Origin of the sequence: Candidatus Corynebacterium faecigallinarum, assembly GCF_052264515.1 — a bacterium.
Lineage (GTDB): Bacteria > Actinomycetota > Actinomycetes > Mycobacteriales > Mycobacteriaceae > Corynebacterium > Corynebacterium faecigallinarum.
Map to the genome: position 1 here is coordinate 1 of NZ_JBQQOC010000031.1, position 22,376 is coordinate 22,376.

The window sequence follows — 22,376 nt, forward strand, 5'->3', positions numbered from 1 at the left end:
GGCTAGCCGCGCAGAATCTTTTCCATGTCCTTGCCTTTGGCCAGTTCGTCGATGAGCTTGTCGATGTAACGCAGCTCCCTCATGAGGCCATCCTCGACCGCCTCGACCCGGACGCCGCACACCACCCCGGTAATCAGCTCCCTCGACGGGTTCGGATGCGGCATCGTCTCGAGTACCTCCCCCACCGTCATCTCCGAGTCCAGCGTCTCAGCGAGACTGGAAGCCGTATGGCCGCTGAACCAGCAGAAGATCTCCTCGACCTCGGCAGCGGTCCTCCCTTTGCGCTCCGCCTTGGCGACCCAGTTCGGGTACAGCCTGCCCCAGGCCATCGAGAAGATCTTGTGCTCGGTCATCAGTGAACCTCACCGTCAACGTAGTACCAGCGCCCAGCGTCGCGCACGAAACGTGAGCGCTCGTGCTGGACGCCGAGTGTACCGTCGGCGGTGAGGTAGGTGGCACGGAATTCTACGATTCCGGTCTCGTGGCCCGGTCCCCCGTCCAGGGTGTCCACGATCTGCAGACCGCGCCACCGGGGGTTTCCCGTGAGGTCGAGCTCCTCAGGACGCGTCGAGGGGTGCCAGGTACGCAACAACCAGTCGACGTCCCTACCGCGGAAAGCCTCGAAGCGGGAGCGCATCAGCTCCTCAGCGGTGGTCGGTTCACGATCTACGTGCTGGGCTGGCTCGGTTCGCTCTGTCACGGTTTTGTCTGTGTCGACTGGTTGTCCGGGTCCCGGATTGCGCAGGAACCTCAAGTGGAGTGGAAAGCGCCGTCGTCGGCTACTTCTCCAACTTCTCGAGTTCCTGGCCCTCCCAGGCCTGTTCGTAGAATTCTGCGGAGCGGGACTTCATGAGGTCCTCGTAGGCTTCCGGGGACAGTGCCTGAGCGGAGCCCTCGGGGATCACCGAGTCATAGGCGGAGACACCCAGGCCAGCCTGGTCGTTCGTCATCCTGATGCCGGCAGCCTCCAGAATGGTCGGCATCATGCTCATCTGGTCGACACCGGGACGCATGGTGGCGTGCCGCGGGTCGTTACCGGGGATCCAGAAACGATTGAAGATGGTGCGGTTCGGGTGATCGTCGAGCTGCTCGTGGAAAGCGTTGCTGGCACCCATGTGCTTGAGGTGATCACCCATCATCACCACGGCGGTGTCCTCCAGGTACCCCTGGGAGTCCATGTAGTTGACGAAATCAGCGACCTGCTCCTGCGAGCACTGGAACATCGAGGTGACTTCTTCCTCGGTGTCCACGTCGCAGTACGGGTGAATGTGGACCGGCTCGTGGGTGTCCACGGTCAGCATGGAGAGGTTGAAGGGCTGACCGGTCTCCTGGGACTGTGCGTGGAGCTCGTCGACCTTGTTCTTGGCGTTGGCCATCAGACGCTGGTCGCTGAGGCCCCAGTCGGCGCGGATCTGGTCCTCGGGCTCATTCTGCTCGCGCCAGTGCTCCAGTCCGTAGCTCTCGTCGTAGCCGTGGGAGTACAGGAAAGTGTCCTTGGACGCGAACGAGCCCATGGCACCACCCATGAAGACCTGGTGGTAGCCCTCGCCCTTGAGGATGTCACCCATGCAGGTCAACCCACCGAGGTAGTCGTCCACCTCACCGAGGACGTTGAAGCCGGACTTACCGTTGAGCAAACCGTTGCCCTTCAGCGGCACACCGCACTGGGTGCCGGAGATGCCGGCCATGGTCCAACCGCCGCCCTCGTACTGCTGGAGGTCGGCGACACTGGACCAGCCGTCCTCTTCACGGGTGACGTTCTTCAGCGGCTCGAAGGCGTCCTTCTCGAAGAGCTCGGTATCGGTGAGCGTCTCCTCGCCGGACTCCAGGTAGATCAGGACAATGTTTCGCTTCTCCGAGGAGTCAGCGACCACAGGGGCCTTGTAGTACTCGTCCATGGTGTAGTCGGAGTTGGACGCACGGATGTACTCGGTGACGTGCACGGAGGAACCGAAGGCCATGGCGCCGCCAGCGACGAGAGCAGTCACGGTAAGCGCCGGGACGACCTTGGACATACGTGGCACCTTGGGAAGCTGGAAGGCCTCACCGGACTTGTCGGATTCCGCTGCCGTACTCGACTCGACAACCTGGGCTGCTTCTGCCAGCTCAGTCGCGTCAGATGCTTCAGCTGCTTCGACCTTTGCAGCATGCTTCCGGTGTACTCCCCGCACGTACCGGTGACGCAGATATGCGATCAGCAGGGTGAGTGCGACCGGGGCCACACCGAAGCCGAAGATGCCGATCCACACCAGTGCACCGCCACCGCCGTTTGCCTGGGCGGCGACCAGGTTCATCATCATCTGGTCGACCGAGATCGAACCCCAGAAGATGTGGATGCCGATGCCGGCGAACAGCAGCGTGATGCCCAGCCAGATCAGCACGTACACCATGACCTTGCCCAGGACGGAACCCACGCGCTTCGTCTTACCCATGCGAGAACTCGACAATGAATCCAACACCTTTCCCATGCCGCGCCAAGCGGACGCGGACAGCACCAACATGCAGTGAGATACTGCGATGACTAGTACCTTTACCCTGCCTTCAATCGAACTTCAACCATAGTTCACCTAATGTGTCGCGACGAACCAATCCGGGAAAGAATCCTCGAAACCACCAGGGACATCGCCCACCACGCAGAGTCGAACCAGGTCAGAGTGGCGTACTGCGTCAATGACGGGTACCCCCGACACATGCGAACAGAAGAAGGTATCACAGCGAGAAAAATCACCACCACGCGGGGAGGGTGGTAAACGTCACACTCCCGCGGACCGACCCTGTCCGCCCCACCCCGGTGGCAGGGCGGCGGAAGGGTAAGGCGGCGGAGTCTGCTCCGCCAGACGACAACCCAGATCGGCGTCGTGCTGGTGACCGTCTTCCCCGCCATACTGTTGACCGGTTGGTGCGACCTGTTCACGCCCAGCGGCCGATCGGCCACCATCGGGACCTACGTCGCACGGAGTGTGGTGCTCTGGGGACCACTGTGCCTCTTTTGTCCGACCGCCCCAATCGTGAAACCGTCGTCTCGGAACCGAGGGATCGTCAGAGTCTTTCAGCCCCTGCGCAACCCGCTGGGCGACGGTCATCAGGTGACCTGCGATCCCAGGGGGGATATCGACCAGCCCGACGGAGTGCTTCTTCGGGATCACACGGTGAACGTGAACTCCACGACGTTACGACTACAGCCCACCCTCTGGCTGTAGCACCCCAAGACCGGAGTGGACCTGATCCCAGTACCCGATCCCTCTCCATGTGGAGGCCCCTGTCAGCGACTAGCGGACGAACTCCGCGAGAAATCGGAGCTTCTGTTCGTTGTAGCGCCCGACCCATGGCTCGAGATCACCACCGACGTATGCGTGCGGTAGGTCTGCTTCACTGCGCGGCACCAGGTACAGCTGTGTCGGTACTCCGAGTTGATCCAACCGATCAGAAAGTCGCTGTGCCTGGTGCGGCCAGGTTCCGATCTTGCCGTCATCGATGAAGGTTGGAGGATAGGCGGAAGTGACATTGTCGATAATCTGCGCTTCCTCCAGGGTCGACGGGGAGGTCCCCAAAAATGCCCTGGCGGCGAAATCGAAAACGAAGTCATCTGACAGCGACGGGGCCTCCGTGGCGAGGTCCCCGGTATCAAGCGGCGCACTGTCAAGAACGACGGCTTGAAGTGCGTCTGGGTCGATCGTCTGCTCAATGCCGGTCCTCGCGGCGTAGTCGGGATTGGATTGGATCAGCGCATACTGAGCAGCGATGTACCCGCCCGCGCTGCCACCCTCGATCACCACCCTGTTCATGTCGATCCCGTACTCTGCACCGTGCTCTTTGAGAAACTCTACGGCCTGGGAAAGTTGAACTGTCGGCACCGGATAGGGGTTCTGCGGGGCGAGCGCATATCCGGGCGCCACGACGTTGTAACCGGCCTCGAGTGCCGCCTGCTGTCCGAGAGCGAACGTGGTCGAGCTGAGGGCGTTGTCCGCCGCCGCACGTCTGGTCGAAGCTCTCGAGGCCAACCGCGGACATAGGCAGCTCACAGACACTGTCATCGCCTGGATGAACTCCGAGGTCGAGCACCGGGACATAGAAATCTGGTCATTACGGGCGGCTATCTTCGCGTCAAATCCAGCGCTCACCCTGTCCGCCACGCCACAGATGAGGGACGCGGAGCGAATCTCTCTACAGTTGATGGCGGACGAGCTGGGTTTACCTGAACGCGATCCGGGCGTGTCGCTCGCGTTGGGGGCTATGTCCGGAGTGATGTCTCAACTCGTGCTCATCTCGGCATCGGAGGACCTGGAACGGGTGATCTCACTCGCAGAGCTTGTCTTCAACGGCATCATCGAGTGGGTCAAGAAAGACCCGGCTAAACCGAAGGAGCCTACTGAGTAAGGCAGTCGAGGCTTCTTTCACGCAGGCTGAAACGATCCACGGCCGCTGGGACGCGGAGCCCCTCTGCCATACGGCGCGCTACTTCGTACCGTTGGACGATCACACGTTGAACTTGAACTCCACGACGTCGCCGTCAGCCATGACGTACTCCTTGCCCTCCTGGCGGACCTTGCCGTGGTTACGGGCCTCGACCATGGTGCCGTACTCGTCCAGGTCGGCGAAGCTGACGATCTCGGCCTTGATGAAGCCGCGCTCGAAGTCGGTGTGGATGACACCGGCGGCCTGCGGGGCGGTCGCACCCTGCGGGATCGTCCAGGCGCGGGCCTCCTTCGGGCCGGCCGTCAGGTAGGTCTGCAGGCCGAGGGTGGCGAAACCAGCCTTCGCCAGGGTCTGCAGGCCCGGCTCGTCCTGACCGACCGAGGCCAGCAGCTCCGCGGCCTCCTCATCGTCCAGCTCCAGCAGCTCTGCCTCGGTCTCCGCATCGAGGAAGACACAGTCGGCCGGGGCGACCAGGGCGCGCAACTCGTCCTTGCGAGCCTCGTCGGTGAGCACGGCCTCGTCGGAGTTGAAGACGTACAGGAAGGGCTTGGCGGTCATCAGGTGCAGCTCTCGCACCCCGGTCAGGTCGAATTCGCCGGAGACCGAGGCGGCGTACAGTGTGCGGCCGTCCTCCAGGATCTGTTGGGCGTGCTTGGCGGCGGTCGCCTGGTCCGCCTTGTCGCGGTCCTTACGCCCCTCCTTCTCCAGACGCGGCACCGCCTTCTCCACGGTCTGCAGGTCGGCGAGGATCAGCTCGGTCTCGATCACCGAGATATCGGACGCCGGGTCAACGCGGCCGTCGACGTGGATCACGTCGTCATTGGAGAAAGCACGGACGACCTGACAGATCGCGTCCGCCTCGCGAATGTTCGCCAGAAAGGCGTTGCCCATCCCCTCACCCTCGGAGGCACCCTTGACGATGCCGGCGATGTCGACGAAGGACACCGTCGCCGGCAGGATCCGCTCGGAGGTGAAGATCTCCGCCAGACGGTCCAGGCGGGTGTCTGGCAACTCCACCAGGCCCACGTTGGGCTCGATGGTGGCGAACGGGTAGTTCGCCGCGAGGACATCGTTACGGGTCAGGGCATTGAACAGGGTGGACTTGCCAACGTTGGGCAAGCCGACGATTCCGAGAGTAAGGGTCACGGACCCCATCCTAACGTCTCCTCATCGAACAACCACGCCACCCCCTCTGAGGCTACGGGCACACCGGGTCTTTCCTGGCAGTCCACTGGCAGCTACGATTAGCACTTTCCATACTCGTTTCAAGTGAACCTTCTTGGAGGACACACATGTCCGCAGACGCTCCCGCCGGTCAGAACACACCGGCTGCTGCTGCCGACGGCAAGGATGCGAAAGTCAACCGCGACGCATTCAACTCGCGGATGCTGTTCATCTTCGCTGCCATCGGCTCTGCCGTCGGCCTCGGCAACATCTGGCGCTTCCCCTACGTCGCCTATGAATCCGGCGGCGGCGCCTTCCTGATTCCTTACCTCTTCGCCCTGCTGACTGCGGGCATTCCGCTGCTCTGGCTGTTCTTCGGCCTGGGACACCGTTTCCGCGGGTCGGCTCCGATGGTGTTCCGTCGGCTGCACCCCAAGGCCGAGATCATCGGCTGGTTCCAGACCGGTGTCGCCGCATTCATCGGCCTGTACTACGCGGTCATCCTCGCCTGGGCCGGCCTCTACATCTTCAAGTCCTTCAACAAGGGCTGGGGCGACGACCCGTCGTCCTACTTCGCCAACGACTTCCTGGAGTCCGACCAGCTCGGCGACGGGGGTCTGTTCTCCGGAAACGTCGTCTGGCCGATTCTCATCGCCATGATCGTCGTGTGGATCATCACCATCGCCGTGCTCGCACTCAACGTCTCGGCCGGTATCGGCCGGGTGGGCATGATCTTCATCCCCATTCTGGTGGTCCTCTTCATCATCCTTGTCATCCGCGCCCTGTTCCTCGACGGTGCAGCCACCGGGTTGGATGCCTTGTTCTCCCCTGACTGGTCCGCACTGACTGATTCGAGTGTGTGGATCGCTGCCTACGGACAGATCTTCTTCTCCCTGTCCATCGGCTTCGGCATCATGATCACCTACGCCTCCTACCTCAAGCCGCGGACCAACCTGACCGCCACGGGCCTGGTCACCGGCTTCGCGAACTCCGCCTTCGAGGTCCTGGCCGGTATAGGCGTCTTCGCCGCCCTCGGCTTCATGGCCGTCCAGCAGAGTGTCCCGGTCGACGAGGTCGCCGAATCCGGCATCGGGCTTTCCTTCATGGCGTTCCCGGCGATCATCAACGAAATGCCCGCCGGCGGACTGTTCGGTGTGCTCTTCTTCGGCAGCCTCTTCATCGCCGGCATCACCTCGCTGATCTCCATCATCGAGGTCGTCATCTCCGCCGTCGCGGACAAGATCAGCGTGCCTCGTCAGCGCGTCGCCATCCTGGTCGGTGTGCCCATGGCGATCATCTCCTGCGTGATCTTCTCCACCTCCACCGGTCTGATGGCCATCGACATCGTGGACAAGTTCACCAACAACATCGGCATCGTCTTCTGCGCCATCCTCGCCACCGTCGTCATCGCCTACGTACTGCGACGCACCGCCGAGATGCAGCGACACCTCAACGCAGTCTCCTCGTTCAAGGTCGGGGCGATCTGGAAGACCTGCGCCTTCATCATCACCCCGATCGTGCTGGTGTACACCCTGGTCCAGGAGCTGATCAACCTGATCAAGGACGGCTACGGCGACTACACCTCCGGCCAGGTACTCACCTGGGGCTGGTCGGTACTGATCATCGTCGCCATCGTCGGCATCATCCTCGTCTCCGTGAAGTACCGCGCCACCGCCGTGCTCGACGGCGTCCCGGGCTCCGACTTCGGTGTGCCGGTCGGCACCCGAGACACCAAGGCCCCCAACCAGTTCACCGTCGGTGCCGCAGCCGGCCAGACCTCACAGAAGGAGAGTGACCGGTCATGAGCACTGGCGCCATCATCATGCTGATCCTGTTCATCGTCGTGATCTGGGGTGGCCTCGTCCTGGCGATCCTCGGACTGCGCGGCAAGATCGACGAAGAGACCGGCGATCTGGTCACTCTGCCGGGCACCGACGACGAATCGCTGCTGCTGCGTGCCCCGAACCGTCACGCGAACTGACCCTATTCGCACGGCTCTCCGTCACAACCCTGCCGATCGTGCCACTTATAGGGCACAATGGTGCGGGTGAGCAGTGATTCAGAGAACCCCACCGACGGCACCCCGGACCAGTCCGGCCGTCCTGCCCGGAGCAACCGCAAGGCCAGCCCCGGCGGTCCCGACCCGCGCGACGTCGTGGACGGCCGGGACTTCGCGGACATCCTCATGGGGTCCGGCCGTATGGACCCCGAGGTGTCGCTGCCTCTGCCCGATGAGGGTCCTGTCACCGACCAGGAACCCGCATCCGACTCTCTCCGACTGGAGAATGACCCGTCGCTGGAGGTCCCGGACGACCAGTCCTCGGTCCTGCAGTCAGATAAAGAAGTCGGTCCCGGTGACGAGCAGCGGGACCGTGCCGAGGTCATCGGCACCTCCGCCCGCTGGGCGGCCGGTTGGAGTCTGCGCTTCCTCGTCATCGCCGCCGGCCTCTGGGTAGCCGGCTTCGTCGCCTCCCAACTCTGGGCCGGTATCCTCCCCCTCGTGCTGGCGATCATCGTCTGCACCGTGCTGTGGCCGCTCACCCACCAACTCCGCAAGTGGCGTGTTCCCAACGCCCTGGCGGTGCTGCTGACGATCATCGGCTTCGCCGGTGCCTTCATCGGAATCATCGCCGCCATCGCACCGAGTGTCAGCAAGCAGATCCCGGAGCTCGTCGAAAGCGGTACCCAAGGCGTCCAGACAATCCTCGACTGGGTCGCCGGTCCACCGCTGAACCTGCAGAGCGACCAGCTCGACAACATGCTTGATCAGGCAACATCCTGGCTGCAGGACCAGTCTTCCCAGATCACCCAGACCGCCGTCACCGGTGTCTCCGCCATCACCTCGGCCCTGATCACCCTGTTCGTGATGTTGGTGCTGATCTTCTTCTTCCTCAAGGACGGCGAGAAATTCCTGCCCATGGTCCGCCGGATCACCGGTCGCCGGGTCGGCTGGCACCTCACCGAGGTCCTGACCAGGTGCTGGAACACCCTCGGCGGATTCATCCGCACCCAGGCCATCGTGAGCTTCATCGACGCCTTCTTCATCGGCCTAGGCCTGGTCATCCTCGGTGTCCCCCTGGCTGGACCACTGGCGATCATCACCTTCTTCGGTGGCTTCATCCCGATCGTCGGTGCCTTCACCGCCGGTGCACTGGCGGTGCTGGTGGCCCTGGTCGCCAACGGCTTCACCACCGCCCTGATCGTCCTGGGTGTCGTGATCGCCGTCCAGCAGCTCGAAGGCAATATCCTGCAGCCGGTACTGCAGGCCAAGGCGATGAAGATGCACGCGGTCATCGTGCTGTTGTCGGTGATCGTCGGTAGCGGTCTCTACGGCATCATCGGCGCCTTCCTCGCTGTCCCGGTCGCCGCAGTGGTCATCGAGATCTTCCGGTACATCGGAGACCTCACCGACCTGGCCACCGGCGAGAAGCACTCCAGTGACATCGAGTTCGCCACCACCGCGGGGAAGAACACCGGGGCACAACGGGAGCATGCGGCGGAGCGCTGGCAGAACTGGCGTCGCTCCCTGACGGAGGACGAGAAGAGTGACGCAAAGCCCTTCAGCCGCTTCCTCGCCCCGCTGCTGCCTGACCCCGATAAATCAGACACGTCGGACGAGGCTGAGAAGCCCGATGACGGAGACTCCGACAAGCCGGGTGGCGACACCACCTCGAAGCAGACGGACTGATCCGGTAACATCAGCGCGCGTGACTTCCGAAACCAGTACCACTGACGAGGCTCCGCTCAACCGACGGGGCCTCATTCCCGTCTGGGCGCCGCTGCTCGTCATGCTGGCGGTCATCCTGACCGGAGTCGTCCTCGGTGGTATCGGGACGTCCTACGCCCTTCTCTTCCTCATCTCCGCGGTGGTGTGTACCGCGCTGGTGGAACTGCGCGGACTGTTCCTCACCGTTGTCCTGCTTCCCTTCTTCTGGTTCTTCGGGTTGACCGGCATCGGCCTGGTCAGCGACTGGGACGGTTTCACCTCCGGCGACCGCCGTGTCGCGTTGATCCAGGCGGCGTGGCCGTCCGTCGAGCACTTCCTCTGGCTGGGCACCGCCGTGGTGCTGTGCATCATCGTCGCCGTCGCCCGCTACCAGTTGGACGCCGCCGCACTGTCCCGCCAGGACCGGCAGCGCCGGGCCCAGCGCACGAAACTGGCCCACGCCGAGGAGGCGAACCAACGGCTGAACACCCGGGTGCGCGACGCCGGGAGTGACTCTGGACTTAACGCTGGACATGACTCCGGGCGTACCTCCGGGCAGCCCGTCGGACGCACCACTGCACTCCACGCTGAGCGTGCACCAGAGCGTCCCCCCAGCCAGGAGGCGCACTCGCGTACCCGATCTGCAGCTGAGCTTCGCCGCGCCAGCGAGCGTCGCAACAGGTCGTCCCCCAGCCAGGACCGTCCACTCGACCTCGATTAGGACGCCCGGGGTCAGCAAACTCGACCTTTTTCGTCGCCCGTGCCACATCACCCCTGGTGGGCTGAGCCATCGGACCGGATGTGGATACATTATCCACAACGGATGACGCTCTGACGACCCCGACCTCACGAGACCTCTAGAATCAGTCCCATGTCAGAAGCGTCAGCACCCGCCCCCACTTCTCCGGAGACCCCGTGGCCGGTCCATGTGGTCAACGACAAGGTCAAGGGTTGGATCGAACGTCTCGGCCACCTGTGGGTCGAAGGCCAGATCACCCAGGTCAACATGAAGCCGACCTGGAAGCTGTCCTACCTCACCCTGCGCGACGTGGACGTCGAACAGTCCGTGCCATTGACCTGCTCGACCCAGCTGTTGAACTCCCTGCCGACCCCGTTGAAGAACGGGGACCGGGTGGTGGTCTACGGCAAACCCGCCTACTACTCCGGCCGCGGCTCGTTCTCACTGTGGGTCTCCCGGATCCAGCACGTCGGCGTCGGCGAGCTGCTGGCACGAATCGAACAGCTCAAGCGGGCGCTCACCGCCGAAGGGCTCTTCGACCCGCGGTTGAAGCGTCCACTGCCCTTCCTGCCGACGCGGGTGGGTCTGATCACCGGACGTGGATCGGCCGCCGAACGCGATGTCCTCGCCGTGGCGAAGGACCGGTGGCCGGGCGTGCAGATGGAGGTCATCAATACCGCCGTCCAGGGCCCGCAGACCGTTCCCCAGGTGATTGCCGCGCTCGACCAGCTGGAGGCCGACCCCACCGTCGACGTGATCATCATCGCCCGCGGCGGTGGCTCTGTCGAGGACCTGCTCCCTTTCTCCGAGGAAGCCCTGGTCCGGTATGTCAGTCGGATGACCACCCCGGTGGTCAGCGCGATCGGCCACGAGCCGGACAACCCGGTCCTCGACAATGTCGCCGACCTGCGGGCCGCCACCCCGACCGACGCCGCCAAACGGGTCGTCCCCGACGTTGCCGCGGAACTGTCCCTGGTCGCCGAGCTCCGCGGACGCGCCGCCGTGGCACTGCGGTCCTGGGTCAACAACGAGAAGCGCGGGTTGGCCACGGTGCGCTCCCGTCCGGTGCTCGCCGACCCGTTGCTGCCGATCACCCGGCAGCGTGACCTGGTCGGAGAGGCACGGCAGCGCAACGACCGTGCGCTCGGCCTGGTGATCCGGGAAATGCGCTCCCAGGTCGCTTCACTGAAAGCCCAGGTCAATGCCCTTGGCCCGGCGCAGACCCTGCAGCGCGGCTATTCGGTGGTGCAGGTCCTGCCCCGCGACCACTCACCCGCCCGGGTCGTGACCACGGTTGACGAGGTCTCCCCCGGCTCCCAACTGCGGATCCGCGTGATGGACGGCTCGGTCACCGCCGCGGCAATGGGAGTGACCAGGACCCCCGGGTCCGACACCACAAACAACACCGACACTGCAGACACCGACCCAGTAACCAGAGAGGACACCGCCACCGATGAGTGACGACACCCAGCAGACTTTCCGCCCCCTCGAGGAGCTCTCCTACGAACAGGCCCGCGATGAGCTCGTCGAGGTCGTCAAGATACTGGAGCTCGGTCAGATGAGCCTGGACGAGTCCCTACGCTACTGGGAGCGTGGCGAGGAACTCGCCGCCTACTGCGAGCGCTACCTGAACGGAGCGTCCGAGCGCGTCGAGAAGGCACTCGCGCAGCGCGACGCTGACGAGGCCGACGCCGAAGACAGCTGAGCGGCGGGCCGCGTCAGGACGTCTCTGCTAGGAGTCAGTCGGCGCCAATGTCGATCGGGTCGGCGGTGACCACCTTGTCAGCCATCGTCTCGTACATCTCACGGGTCGCGGTGCCCGAGAGCATCAGGGTCACTTCGTCCAGCTCGGCGGCCCAGAGGGTGCGCGCATCGTCGCCGGTGTAGATGGTCCAGGTGACCGGACCGTCCGTGCCCTGACTGGTGTGGGTCCCGGATTTCTCACGCAATGCGTTGTCGACACCGTCCTGGTAGTCGACGGCGTCCTCCAACTCCACGTCGGTCTGGGTCAGCGACACGAAATACCGTTCGTCGACGACCCAGCCGGCCGTCGAGGCCGCTTCGCCATCCACGGCGACACGTCGGCCGGAGTTCGCCTCCCAGTCGTCCGGGACATCCGGGTTGCGCACCGGGAAGTTCAACGCCCTGGCCTCGGACTCGAGGATGGTGTCGATGTCGACCTCGTTGACCGGGCCTCCGGTATCCGCCGGGCCCGGGTTGTAACTGCACATCCCGGTGAACCCGACCGAGAAAGCCATGATCGCCCCCAGCACTCCCAAGGAGAGCAGCAGATCCCGGGTGGAAGTGAACATGCGCGGTTTCTCGAGTTTCACGGCCTTGATTATGGCAGACACCCACCCCCGATCCCTAGTCGCCCGCCGGTGGCGGGTGCGCTCGTGGAACAATGGGGAGAAGAACCGTCACTCCTCGACTCAGAAAGTTGCGCGTCATGACCTCCAGCTCCGCCCCCGGCAACCCCACCGACCCCACTCCCCCCGCGGCGGTGCCCAACACCTCACCGGACCGGAACCTGGCGATGGAACTGGTCCGCGTGACCGAGTCCGCCGCCCTCGCGTCCGGCAAGTGGGTCGGTCGCGGGCGCAAGAACGAGGGCGACGGTGCGGCCGTGGACGCCATGCGCCGGATGATCAACACCGTGCAGATGAACGGTGTCGTGGTCATCGGCGAGGGTGAGAAGGACGAGGCCCCGATGCTGTTCAACGGCGAGCAGGTCGGCACCGGCGAGGGCCCGGCCGTGGACATCGCCGTCGACCCGGTCGACGGCACCACGCTGATGGCCGAGGGCCGTCCGAACGCCATCTCGGTCCTCGCCGCCGCCGAGCGCGGCAGCATGTACGACCCCTCCGCCGTGTACTACATGCGCAAACTCGCCGTCGGCTCCGCCGCCGCCGGCGCAGTCGACATCGAGGCTCCTGCGGCCTACAACATCAACGCCGTCGCCAAGGCCAAGGGTGTCCACCCCTCCGACGTCACCGTGATGGTGCTGGACCGTCCACGCCACTACGACCTGATCGCCGAGATCCGTGCTGCCGGTGCGAAGGTCCGTCTGATCGGTGACGGCGATGTCGCTGGTGCCGTGGCCGCTGCCGGTGACGGCAATGCCGTCGATCTCATGATGGGCACCGGAGGAACCCCGGAGGGTGTCATCACCGCCTGCGCCATGCGGTGCATGGGCGGCGAGATCCAGGGCATCCTCGCCCCGAAGGACGACGAGGAGCGCCAGAAGGCGGTCGACGCCGGCCTGGACCTGAATGCCGTGCTGGGCACCAACGACCTGGTGGCCTCCGACAACTGCTACTTCGTGGCCACCGGCGTCACCAACGGTGACATGCTCCGCGGTGTCAGCTACCGCTCCGGTGGGGCCACCACCCGCTCCCTGGTGATGCGTTCGCGCTCCGGTACGATCCGCTCCATCGAGGCGACCCACCAGCTGCAGAAGCTCAAGGAGTACGAGGTCCAGGACTACGTGTAGTCCCCTGCCTCCTCCAGCGCCGGCAGCGGCACCGGAGGAGGTTTTCTCCCCCGAACTGCACCCGCACCTCCGCTTTCCGAGACGGTGCGGGTACCCTTATATGTCAGATGTCACAAACCCCAGGAAGGACACGACAGGTCATTATGAGCGAGCAGGAATTCCGCATCGAGCACGACACCATGGGCGAGGTCAAGGTTCCGGTCAACGCCCTGTGGCGTGCCCAGACCCAGCGTGCCGTGGAGAACTTCCCGATCTCCGGCCGTCCGCTGGAGGCCGCCCAGATCCGCGCCATGGGTCTGCTGAAGGCCGCCTGCGCCCAGGTCAACAAGGACTCCGGCGCACTGGACGGCACCAAGGCCGATGCCATCATCGCCGCCGGTAAGGCCATCGCCGAGGGCACCTACAACGACGAGTTCCCGATCGATGTCTTCCAGACCGGCTCGGGCACCTCGTCCAACATGAACACCAACGAGGTCATCGCCTCGCTGGCCAAGCAGAACGGCGTGGACATCCACCCGAACGACGACGTGAACATGGGCCAGTCGTCCAACGACACCTTCCCCACCGCCACCCACGTCGCCGCCACCGAGGCCGCCGTGACCGACCTGATCCCGGCCCTGAAGGTGCTGCACACCTCCCTGACCGCCAAGGCCGACGAGTGGAAGGCCGAGGTCAAGTCCGGCCGCACCCACCTGATGGATGCTGTCCCGGTCACCCTGGGTCAGGAGTTCGGCGGCTACGCCCGCCAGATCGAGCTGGGTATCCAGCGCGTCGAGGCCACCCTGCCCCGCCTGGGTGAGCTGGCCATCGGCGGCACCGCCACCGGTACCGGGCTGAACACCTCCGCCGACTTCGGTGCCAAGGTCACCGAGGAGCTCAAGAAGCTCACCGGTGTCCAGGAGCTCTCCGAGGCCGAGAACCACTTCGAGGCCCAGGCCGCCCGTGACGCACTGGTCGAGTTCTCCGGCGCGATGCGCACCATCGCGGTGTCGCTGTACAAGATCGCCAACGACATCCGGCTGATGGGCTCCGGCCCGCTGACCGGCTTCGGCGAGATCCGCCTGCCCGACCTGCAGCCGGGTTCCTCGATCATGCCGGGCAAGGTCAACCCGGTGCTGTGTGAGACCGCCACCCAGGTCTCCGCACAGGTCATCGGCAATGACGCCGCCATCGCCTTCGGCGGCTCCCAGGGCCAGTTCGAGCTCAACGTGTTCATCCCGGTGATGGCCCGCAACGTGCTCGAGTCCGCGAAGCTGCTTGCCAACACCTCCCGCGTCTTCGCCGAGCGTCTGGTGGACGGCATTGAGCCGAACACCGAGCGGATGACCACCCTGGCGAAGTCCTCCCCCTCCATCGTCACCCCGCTGAACTCCGCGATCGGGTACGAGGCTGCAGCGAAGGTGGCCAAGACCGCGCTGGCCGAGGGCAAGACCATCCGCCAGACCGTGATCGACATGGGCTTCGTCCCGGACAAGCTCAGCGAGGAAGAGCTGGACAAGCGCCTCGACGTGCTGGCGATGGCCAACACCGACCGCGACTAGTCGCTGAGGTCCTGATCGTCGTCCACACGGGCGGCGACCATGCCGGTACAAGGTGCCGGTAGAGCGTGCCGGACAGGGAGTTCCCTGTCCGGCACGTTGTCTTTTTCACCGGGGCGTCAGCCCCCGGAAGGTCTCCCCGTCGGCACCTGTACCGTTGAGTCCCATGACGATCACCGCAGCCGCTGACGGTTCAGCTCTCGGCAACCCCGGCCCCGCCGGGTGGGCCTGGTACATCGACGACGACACCTGGAGTGCCGGCGGATGGGCCCACGGGACCAACAACATGGGGGAACTCAAGGCCGTCCTCGACCTGCTGGAGACCACCGGTGCGGACCCTGCCACCGCCGGCGAACCACTGGTGGTGCTCTGCGACTCCCAGTACGTGATCAACTCGGTCACCAAGTGGATGCCCGGTTGGAAGAAGAAGGGCTGGAAGAAGCGCGACGGCAAGCCGGTCCTCAACGTCGACCTGATGAAGGCCATCGACGCCGCCCTGGTCGGGCGCGATATCGAGTTCCAGTGGGTCAAGGGGCATGCCGGACACCCGATGAACGAGGCTGCGGACAGTCGGGCCAACGCCGCGGCGACGGCCTTCTCGAAGGGTGCGGCACCGGACGTCGGCCCGGGGCTCGGCGACGGGCGGGCCGCCGCCGCGTCCGGCGATGTCGATGCTGCGTCTGACGATGCCACTGCCGCCGCCGGCACCACCGACGCCGACCTGGCATCCCGTAGTGCTGACCGGGAGATCGCCCTGTACACCGATGAGGTGCGCAGCGACCACGACAAAGCGGGCGCGCTGCTGCACCCGGACCTGCAGGTCATCGATGCCGGCGGCGAGGTATTCAACCGGGCCGAGTTCCTGGCGTCGCTCGCCCCACTGCGGGGGTTCCAGCGCGTAGAGATCGGTGACGTGGTCGCCGACGAAGTCTCCCCTGGTGTCGTGCTGGTGTCCTCGACGACCACCGGCCCCTACGGCAGGACGGTGCGGTCCTCGGTGTGGCTGACTGATGCCGACTCTCCGGTACTCCGCCACCACCAGGTCACACGAGTGAACTGACCACACCCCATAAGGGGGTGAGGTAAATATCGTTGCATTGCGTGCAACTTTTCACCGGGTGTAGAAACACTGGGTGACTGATACAGACCATGATGCAGACTCCGCCCCGGCTCTGAAGGCCAGCGATTGCGGACTCCGCGAGCGCAAACGCCGGGAGACCCGGCTGCGTATCGAGGACTGCGGAACCCGGCTCATCCTCGAGCGCGGATTCGACCAGGTCACCATCGACGAGATCTGCGAAGCCGCCGGCATCAGCCGACGCAGCTTCTTCAACTACTTCGACTCCAAAGACCAGGTCGCAGCCGGTCATGGCATCCCGCCGATCCCGGCGGAGGTGTTGGACGGCTTCGCCACCGGAGACTCCGACAACATCGTGCGGGACATCCTGCACCATGTCGCCGTCTCCCTCGACAACGACCCGGACACCTCTCTGGACCTCTCGCCCGACCGGGCCATCAGTCTTGCGGTCCGGGCCCGGCGGCGCGACATCGTCAGCCGGACCCCCCTGCTCAGCGCGGCCAGTATGCGCCGGTTCGACACGTTCGCCGGTGGCATCCTGGAAAGCATCATCGGCTTCCTCGGCAACTTTCCGGAGCGTCGACAATACAGCGATATTCCGGCGGAGCATGAGGCACTGATGCTTACTGCACTGATCCGCGAGATCCTGGCGACCGCGAACCTGCTGCACCGTGAAGATCCCGAGTTGTCCAAGCAGGAGAACATCATCCACACCGGCCATCGGCTGACGTGCCTGGCCGGCGCCTATGCCACCGGTTGGGGCCGGGGCTGACCGACAGGCGTCACCGCGCCGCCCGTCACCACCAACGAGAACACATCCACGACGACATCAGGAAAGAGGACGCCGGTCCCCATGGCACCACTTGAGAAGATCGACAAACCCGCCCCCGCCACCCCGGCACCGAAGAACAACGTCCCCCTGGTCTTCGTCAGCCTCATGCTCGGCATGTTGCTGGTGTCATTGGGCCAGACCATCTTCGCCACGGCCCTGCCCACCGTCGTCGGTGAGCTCGGCGGCGTCGACCAGATGAGCTGGGTCATCACCGCCTTCCTGCTGGCGCAGGCCATCGGCCTGCCGATCTACGGCAAGCTCGGCGATCAGATCGGCCGCAAGCCGCTGTTCATCTTCGCCCTGAGCATGTACCTGGTCGGCTCCGTCATCGGTGCACTCGGCCAGAGCATCTGGGTGATCATCGCCGCACGTGCCATCCAGGGCCTCGGCGGCGGCGGCATGATGGTGCTCTCGCAGGCGATCATCGCCGACATCGTCCCCGCCCGTCAGCGTGGCAAGTACATGGGACTGATCGGCTCGGTCTTCGGGTTCTCCTCCGTGCTCGGCCCCCTGCTCGGCGGCTTCTTCACCGACGGCCCCGGCTGGCGCTGGGCACTGTGGTTCAACGTCCCGCTCGCCCTGGTCGCCATCATCATCGCGGCAACCTCCATGCGCCTGCCCGCCCGTGGCAGCGGCCACGCCCGGTTGGATGTCTGGGGCACCGTGTTCATGGCCGGTTTCGCCACCACCCTGATCCTGGCGATCACCTGGGGCGGCAAGGACTACGCCTGGGACTCCCCGACCATCATCGGCCTGCTGATCGCCACGGTCGTCTGCGCGGTGCTCTTCGTCCTCGTGGAGCTCAAGGCCGACCAGCCGCTGATTCCGATGGACCTGTTCCGCAACCGCAACTTCGTGTTGTGCACCCTCGCCGGACTGGTGATCGGTGTCGTCATGCTCGGCGCGCTGTCGTACATGCCGACCTATATCCAGATGGTCCACGGCATGTCGCCGACGAAGGCCGGCCTGATGATGATCCCGATGGTGCTGGGAATGATGCCGACCTCGATCATCCTGGGCTTCGTGGTCAGCCGGACGGGGCGCTACAAGTGGTACCCGGTGATCGGCATGGCCATCACCGCCGTCGGCCTGTTCCTGCTCGGCGGATTGGAGAGCCACGACAGCCTGCTGCACCTGGGTCTGGTGCTGTATGTCTTCGGTTTCGGCCTGGGCTGCGCGATGCAGATCCTGGTGCTGATGGTGCAGAACGCCTTCCCGCTGTCGATGGTCGGCACCGCCACGGCGTCCAACAACTTCTTCCGCCTGATCGGCATGTCGGTGGGTTCCGCCGTCGTCGGCTCGGTGTTCACTTCCCGACTCACCAGCATGATGGGCGAGCGGGTTCCGGACGCCATGACCGAGCTGGGTCCGGACGCCGCGGAGTACGCCGACACGTTCTCCGGTTCCGGGTCGCACAACCTGACCCCCGACATGGTGTCCCAGCTGCCCAGGGAACTGCACGAAGCCGTGATCACCAGTTACAACGACGCACTTGTCCCGATCTTCGCCGTACTGACCCCCCTGGCGGTCATCGCCGCGGTTATCCTGCTGTTCACCCGGCAGGAGAAGCTCAAGGAGACCCTCGACTAGCTGTACCTTCCGGGAAGAGCCCAGCTAGTGGGGGGGGGGAAGCCCAGCTAGTCGGCGATGCGCTGCCGGTACTCCGGGTGGGCCGGACCGCCCTCCAGGACCTTCTGCAGCATCACGATGTCGCGCCAGCGACCTTCCATCGGTCCATAGTTCATCCTCGCCATGGTCCGTGCCACACCGATCTCGACGAAGCCACGGGACTTGTGCAGCTTCAGCGAGCCCTCGTTCTCCGGGAAGATCGTGGAATGCATCGACCAGCAGCCCCGCTCGGTGGCCACCTCGATGAGGTGGTCCAGCAGTGCCCCGGCCACTCCCCGGCCGGCGGCGTCGGGTGACACATAGACCGAATCCTCGACCACACCGCTGAATACATCGCGGTAGGAGAACTTCGAGGCCGTCACCCAGCCGAGGATTGTCCCGTCCTCATCGGCGACGAACATGAGATCCGGGAACTTGTGGGTGTTGAACTCCTCCCACGTCGGGATCTGTGCTTCGTACGTGGCGTGACCGGTGTTCAATCCAGAGAGCTGGATCTCCGCGACCTGATCGTAGTCGTCCTCCCGCATGGGACGAATCGTGAAAGTCATGAGGAGATTGTAGACCGCGAAGGCACGGTGTGCGTCCTCAACCGTTTTCGAGCAGGTCGGTGACGAGTTCGGCGATGGCGGAACGCTCCGACCGCGTCAACGTGACATGGGCGAACAGTGGATTGCCCTTGAGTTTCTCGATGACCGCCTGGATGCCGTCGTGGCGTCCGACCCGGAGGTTGTCCCGCTGTGCGACGTCGTGGGTCAGCACCACCCGCGAGTTGCGCCCGATCCGGGACAGGACGGTCAGCAGGACGTTACGTTCCAGCGACTGCGCCTCGTCGACGATCACGAAGCTGTCGTGGAGGCTACGGCCCCGGATATGGGTCAACGGCAGCACCTCCAGCAGCCCGCGGTCGTCGATCTCATCGAGGACGTTCTCGCTGACCAGGCCGTCGAGGGTGTCGTAGACCGCCTGGGTCCACGGGTTCATCTTCTCGTTCTCGTCGCCGGGAAGGTAGCCGAGGTCCTGGCCACCGACAGCGTAGAGCGGGCGGAAGACCACGATGCGACGGTGACTGCCACGTTCCAGCACCGCCTCGAGACCAGCACACAACGCCAGCGCCGATTTTCCGGTGCCGGCGGATCCCCCGAGGGAGACGATGCCGATGTCCTCGTCGAGCAACAGGTCCAGGGCGACGCGCTGCCGGGCACTGCGTCCACGCAACCCGAAAGCCTCCCGCTCCTGAGGCACCTGCCGGAGTACCCCGTGCGGTGCGACCCGGGCCAGGGCGGACTGACTACCGGCGCTGAGCTGCACCCCGCAGTGCACCGGCAGGTCCATGACGTCATCCACGACCCCGGCACCGTCGACCGCCCCCTCGGCGAAAAGGTCGTCGATCACCTGGGTGGGAACCTCGGCGGTGACCATGCCCTCGTAGCCGGTGAGCACCACGTCCTGCGCCCGGTACTCGTCGGCGTCGAGGCCGACGGAGCCGGCCTTGACCCGCAACGGCACGTCCTTGGTGACCAGGGTGACGTGATGGCCTTCAGAGCGCAGGTTGATGGCGGTGGCGAGGATCCGGCGGTCATTGTCGGTGCCGTCGGTGGCCCTGATGTCACGGTCGCGCAGCCCGGCGGGCAGGACGGACTCGTCGATGTGGTTGAGCTCCACCCGGAGCGTCCCGCCCTCCGGAGTGACCTCGATCTCCTCGTCGAGTCGCCCGGTGGTCCGGCGGAAGTCCTCCAGCAGGCCGAGCGCCTGGCGGGCGAACCAGCCGAGCTCGGGGTGCTGGCGTTTCGCCTCCAGCTCGTTGATCACGATGATGGGCAGGACGACCTGGTGTTCGGCGAACTTCAGCAGCGCCCAGGGGTCGGACAGGAGGACGGAGGTGTCGACGACATAGGTACGGACCACACCGGGAATGCCGGTGTGGCCCGTCTGGTCCGCGCCGTAATGAGGTGTGGTGGTGGTGTTGGTTGTGGTGGTGTTGGTCATGGCCCCGACGGTAAGAGGCGGGGATAGAAATCACATGGTTGTCAGATGAAATCTGGATGAACTCATGGCACGACTTCCCGACCTCTGTACGGGGTTACTGCCCTGGCTGGATGTCGGCCGACCAGTTGCCCGCGCCGTCGTTGACCCAGGACAGGGTGCCGTTCTCGAAGGTCTGCTGCCAGCCGGTGGCCGCGTCCCCGGTCTCCGGGGCGGTCGGCAGGCCGAGCTCATTCTCCAGGCCACCGTCGGTGACCCAGGTGTTCCCGATCTCGCCGACCAGCGGGGTGACGGTGCCGTCGGCGGACTCAGTCAGCCAGCCGTTGTCGAAGGTGGCGAGCGTGCCGGCATCCCCGGATTCAACGTTCTGGAGGGCGCCCAACTCACCGGTCTCGCCGCCCAACTCTTCATAGGCGGCGGCCAGTCCCTCGGAGAGCTCACCGTCGGCGCCATTGCCTGCACCCTCGGCGTCATCACCCTCGGCACCATCGGTGGCATCGGCGCCACCCTCGGCACCATCGGTGGCATCGGCGCCACCGTCGGCACCGTCCAGGTCGTCGACCGCCCCAGCCGTTGCATCGGTGGTGCTGGTGGTGTCGCTGTCGTCATCATCGCTGCAGGCTGCTGCGCCGAGCAGGAGTCCACCGGCAGCGACGGCAGCGGCGGAACGTTTGAGCATCGAAATCCTCATCTGAATGAGACCTTTCTTGTTGGAGAAAAGTGGTTATCGTGCAACGACATGTGTAGCAGACAACCGAGGGTCTTTTAGTGATTACCGCCACAATAAATCAGAACTGTGCAACGCACCACAGATAGGATATTGCTATCTACCGACTGCTGGATGCCCGCCGACCTCGACAGATGCCGACGAACTGCTGGATGACCTCGTCGTCTCGGTCGATCCGCCACACCAGCGCAATGCTCGAGACTCCCGCGCCGTCAAGATTGCGGTGGATGACCCCTCTGCGGTTCACCGAACGAAGTAGCGGACGCGGCGCGACCACGATGCCGACATTGGCGGCGACGACCTCCAGATTCTCCCGCACCGCTGCCGGGTCGACGCCGCGGTAGAGCAGCATCTCGTCCTCTATATCCGCAGGACGCACCATCTCGTTCTCGCCGACGGCTTCCAGTGCATGCTCCCTCGGCGCCACAACTCCGGCCTGCTCGTCGTAGAGCACCACCCGGTGCAGGCCCTGACGCTGCATCGCCGCATCGTCGATCCGGTGGTCGTCCATCCCCTCCCAACCGCCGGGCAGCCGCAACAGGGCGATGTCGGCGCGCCCTGCAAGCACGTGCGCCAGCGGATCGTCCGACTGTGCGGCTGCCGCCTGCCATCCGGTGATCCGCTCATCGAAACGACCCAACCACTTTCCCGGCACGACGCCGGGCGCGAAAACGACCTTGAGATGATTCATGGGTGCCATCCTATCGAGCGAGGATGTCGGACTAGACTCTGGAGACATGAGTGACATGATGAAGCCCCAGACCGCGGCGAAGAAGCTGAACATCTACCTCCCGGCGACACCGCAGGAGTTCCAGGACTCGCCCCTGAGCCACACGGACTTCGTCGCCCTGCAGTCCGACCCGCCGGAATGGCTGCAGACGCTGCGTCGCGAGGGGCCGCACCCGCGCCCGGAGGTCGCTCGCAAGCTGGGGATCACCATCACGGCACTGAAAGCCAATGACATGGACAAGCCACTGACCACCTCCGAGATCAAGGAACTGCTGGCCGATCAGCCGGAGTGGCTGCGCAGCGCACGGACCACCCTGGCGGAGAACCGCAACTCCTGAGCAC

General features: G+C 64.8%; 23 protein-coding genes. 13 read left to right on the plus strand and 10 right to left on the minus strand.

From position 1 onward, the window contains the following. Positions 1-2 precede the first annotated feature (2 nt). The 4 genes from ACTXPP_RS12585 to ACTXPP_RS12600 all read right to left on the minus strand — a co-directional run bounded on the left by ACTXPP_RS12585 (position 3) and on the right by ACTXPP_RS12600 (position 4,034). Positions 3-353: a DUF2200 domain-containing protein gene (locus ACTXPP_RS12585; RefSeq protein WP_301521090.1), complete on the minus strand. Its 351-nt coding sequence runs from the start codon at positions 351-353 to the stop codon at positions 3-5. Further along, positions 353-700 carry a YchJ family protein gene (locus ACTXPP_RS12590; protein ID WP_301521091.1) on the minus strand — a complete coding sequence of 116 codons (348 nt, stop codon included), beginning with the start codon at positions 698-700 and terminating at the stop codon, positions 353-355. The genes ACTXPP_RS12585 and ACTXPP_RS12590 overlap by 1 nt, the downstream gene beginning before the upstream one ends. A gap of 79 nt (positions 701-779) precedes the next feature. Next, positions 780-2,432 (minus strand): sulfatase-like hydrolase/transferase, encoded by a 1,653-nt coding sequence (locus tag ACTXPP_RS12595; protein ID WP_443342453.1) that lies wholly within the window; start codon positions 2,430-2,432, stop codon positions 780-782. Positions 2,433-3,269: 837 nt separating this feature from the next. Next, positions 3,270-4,034, minus strand: coding sequence for an alpha/beta hydrolase (locus ACTXPP_RS12600; protein ID WP_443342455.1), 765 nt, complete (start codon positions 4,032-4,034; stop codon positions 3,270-3,272). On the opposite strand from ACTXPP_RS12600, the gene ACTXPP_RS12605 reads away from it, so the two are divergent. Next, positions 3,943-4,377, plus strand: a complete 435-nt coding sequence (locus ACTXPP_RS12605; RefSeq protein ID WP_301525698.1) for a hypothetical protein — start codon at positions 3,943-3,945, stop codon at positions 4,375-4,377. The genes ACTXPP_RS12600 and ACTXPP_RS12605 overlap by 92 nt on opposite strands. A 99-nt stretch (positions 4,378-4,476) precedes the next feature. On the opposite strand, the gene ychF is transcribed toward ACTXPP_RS12605, so the two are convergent. Then, positions 4,477-5,562 (minus strand): redox-regulated ATPase YchF, encoded by a 1,086-nt coding sequence (gene ychF, locus ACTXPP_RS12610; protein WP_443342457.1) that lies wholly within the window; start codon positions 5,560-5,562, stop codon positions 4,477-4,479. A 146-nt stretch (positions 5,563-5,708) separates the two neighbouring features. Here ychF and ACTXPP_RS12615 point away from each other — a divergent pair, with 146 nt between their 5' ends. The 6 genes from ACTXPP_RS12615 to ACTXPP_RS12640 all read left to right on the plus strand — a co-directional run bounded on the left by ACTXPP_RS12615 (position 5,709) and on the right by ACTXPP_RS12640 (position 11,730). Next, entirely contained in the window at positions 5,709-7,385 is a 1,677-nt protein-coding gene (locus tag ACTXPP_RS12615) for a sodium-dependent transporter (protein WP_443342459.1), read from the plus strand. Then, positions 7,382-7,561 carry a methionine/alanine import NSS transporter subunit MetS gene (gene metS / locus ACTXPP_RS12620; RefSeq protein ID WP_301496939.1) on the plus strand — a complete coding sequence of 60 codons (180 nt, stop codon included), beginning with the start codon at positions 7,382-7,384 and terminating at the stop codon, positions 7,559-7,561. Before ACTXPP_RS12615 ends, metS begins: the two co-directional genes overlap by 4 nt. A gap of 57 nt (positions 7,562-7,618) precedes the next feature. Then, positions 7,619-9,268, plus strand: a complete 1,650-nt coding sequence (locus tag ACTXPP_RS12625) for an AI-2E family transporter (RefSeq protein WP_443342462.1) — start codon at positions 7,619-7,621, stop codon at positions 9,266-9,268. 19 nt (positions 9,269-9,287) lie between these two features. After that, positions 9,288-10,007: a DUF6542 domain-containing protein gene (locus ACTXPP_RS12630; protein WP_301496942.1), complete on the plus strand. Its 720-nt coding sequence runs from the start codon at positions 9,288-9,290 to the stop codon at positions 10,005-10,007. Positions 10,008-10,157: 150 nt separating this feature from the next. Beyond that, the gene (xseA, locus tag ACTXPP_RS12635) at positions 10,158-11,486 is read left to right on the plus strand and encodes an exodeoxyribonuclease VII large subunit (protein ID WP_443342464.1); all 1,329 of its coding nucleotides are present in this window, start codon (positions 10,158-10,160) and stop codon (positions 11,484-11,486) included. Continuing rightward, the gene (locus ACTXPP_RS12640; RefSeq protein WP_301496945.1) at positions 11,479-11,730 is read left to right on the plus strand and encodes an exodeoxyribonuclease VII small subunit; all 252 of its coding nucleotides are present in this window, start codon (positions 11,479-11,481) and stop codon (positions 11,728-11,730) included. The genes xseA and ACTXPP_RS12640 overlap by 8 nt, the downstream gene beginning before the upstream one ends. 34 nt (positions 11,731-11,764) lie before the next feature. Here the strand turns inward: ACTXPP_RS12640 and ACTXPP_RS12645 are convergent, their stop codons facing one another. Then, complete coding sequence (locus ACTXPP_RS12645) at positions 11,765-12,337, minus strand: DUF4245 domain-containing protein (protein ID WP_443342467.1); 573 nt, start codon at positions 12,335-12,337, stop codon at positions 11,765-11,767. 224 nt (positions 12,338-12,561) lie between these two features. On the opposite strand from ACTXPP_RS12645, the gene glpX reads away from it, so the two are divergent. The 5 genes from glpX (at position 12,562) to ACTXPP_RS12670 (ending at position 18,556) form a co-directional block, all read left to right on the plus strand. Further along, positions 12,562-13,518: a class II fructose-bisphosphatase gene (glpX, locus tag ACTXPP_RS12650; RefSeq protein ID WP_443342480.1), complete on the plus strand. Its 957-nt coding sequence runs from the start codon at positions 12,562-12,564 to the stop codon at positions 13,516-13,518. A gap of 143 nt (positions 13,519-13,661) precedes the next feature. Then, positions 13,662-15,059, plus strand: a complete 1,398-nt coding sequence (locus ACTXPP_RS12655) for a class II fumarate hydratase (RefSeq protein WP_443342470.1) — start codon at positions 13,662-13,664, stop codon at positions 15,057-15,059. A gap of 163 nt (positions 15,060-15,222) precedes the next feature. Further along, positions 15,223-16,116 (plus strand): RNase H family protein, encoded by an 894-nt coding sequence (locus ACTXPP_RS12660; protein ID WP_301498964.1) that lies wholly within the window; start codon positions 15,223-15,225, stop codon positions 16,114-16,116. Positions 16,117-16,189: 73 nt separating this feature from the next. Next, a complete protein-coding gene (locus tag ACTXPP_RS12665; RefSeq protein WP_301520769.1) occupies positions 16,190-16,906 on the plus strand; it encodes a TetR/AcrR family transcriptional regulator in 717 nt (238 codons plus the stop codon). A gap of 81 nt (positions 16,907-16,987) precedes the next feature. Next, the gene (locus tag ACTXPP_RS12670; protein ID WP_443342472.1) at positions 16,988-18,556 is read left to right on the plus strand and encodes an MDR family MFS transporter; all 1,569 of its coding nucleotides are present in this window, start codon (positions 16,988-16,990) and stop codon (positions 18,554-18,556) included. 47 nt (positions 18,557-18,603) lie between these two features. On the opposite strand, the gene ACTXPP_RS12675 is transcribed toward ACTXPP_RS12670, so the two are convergent. The 4 genes from ACTXPP_RS12675 to ACTXPP_RS12690 all read right to left on the minus strand — a co-directional run bounded on the left by ACTXPP_RS12675 (position 18,604) and on the right by ACTXPP_RS12690 (position 21,996). After that, positions 18,604-19,143, minus strand: coding sequence for a GNAT family N-acetyltransferase (locus ACTXPP_RS12675; RefSeq protein ID WP_443342474.1), 540 nt, complete (start codon positions 19,141-19,143; stop codon positions 18,604-18,606). Positions 19,144-19,180: 37 nt separating this feature from the next. Continuing rightward, positions 19,181-20,581 (minus strand): RNA 5'-3' helicase PhoH2, encoded by a 1,401-nt coding sequence (phoH2, locus tag ACTXPP_RS12680; protein ID WP_301498165.1) that lies wholly within the window; start codon positions 20,579-20,581, stop codon positions 19,181-19,183. A gap of 94 nt (positions 20,582-20,675) precedes the next feature. Then, positions 20,676-21,257, minus strand: a complete 582-nt coding sequence (locus ACTXPP_RS12685) for an LGFP repeat-containing protein (RefSeq protein WP_301498164.1) — start codon at positions 21,255-21,257, stop codon at positions 20,676-20,678. A gap of 148 nt (positions 21,258-21,405) precedes the next feature. Next, complete coding sequence (locus ACTXPP_RS12690) at positions 21,406-21,996, minus strand: LysR family transcriptional regulator substrate-binding protein (protein ID WP_301498162.1); 591 nt, start codon at positions 21,994-21,996, stop codon at positions 21,406-21,408. A gap of 46 nt (positions 21,997-22,042) precedes the next feature. On the opposite strand from ACTXPP_RS12690, the gene ACTXPP_RS12695 reads away from it, so the two are divergent. Further along, on the plus strand, positions 22,043-22,372 hold the full coding sequence (locus tag ACTXPP_RS12695; RefSeq protein ID WP_443342478.1) for a DUF5997 family protein: 330 nt from the start codon (positions 22,043-22,045) through the stop codon (positions 22,370-22,372). Positions 22,373-22,376: the final 4 nt, after the last annotated feature.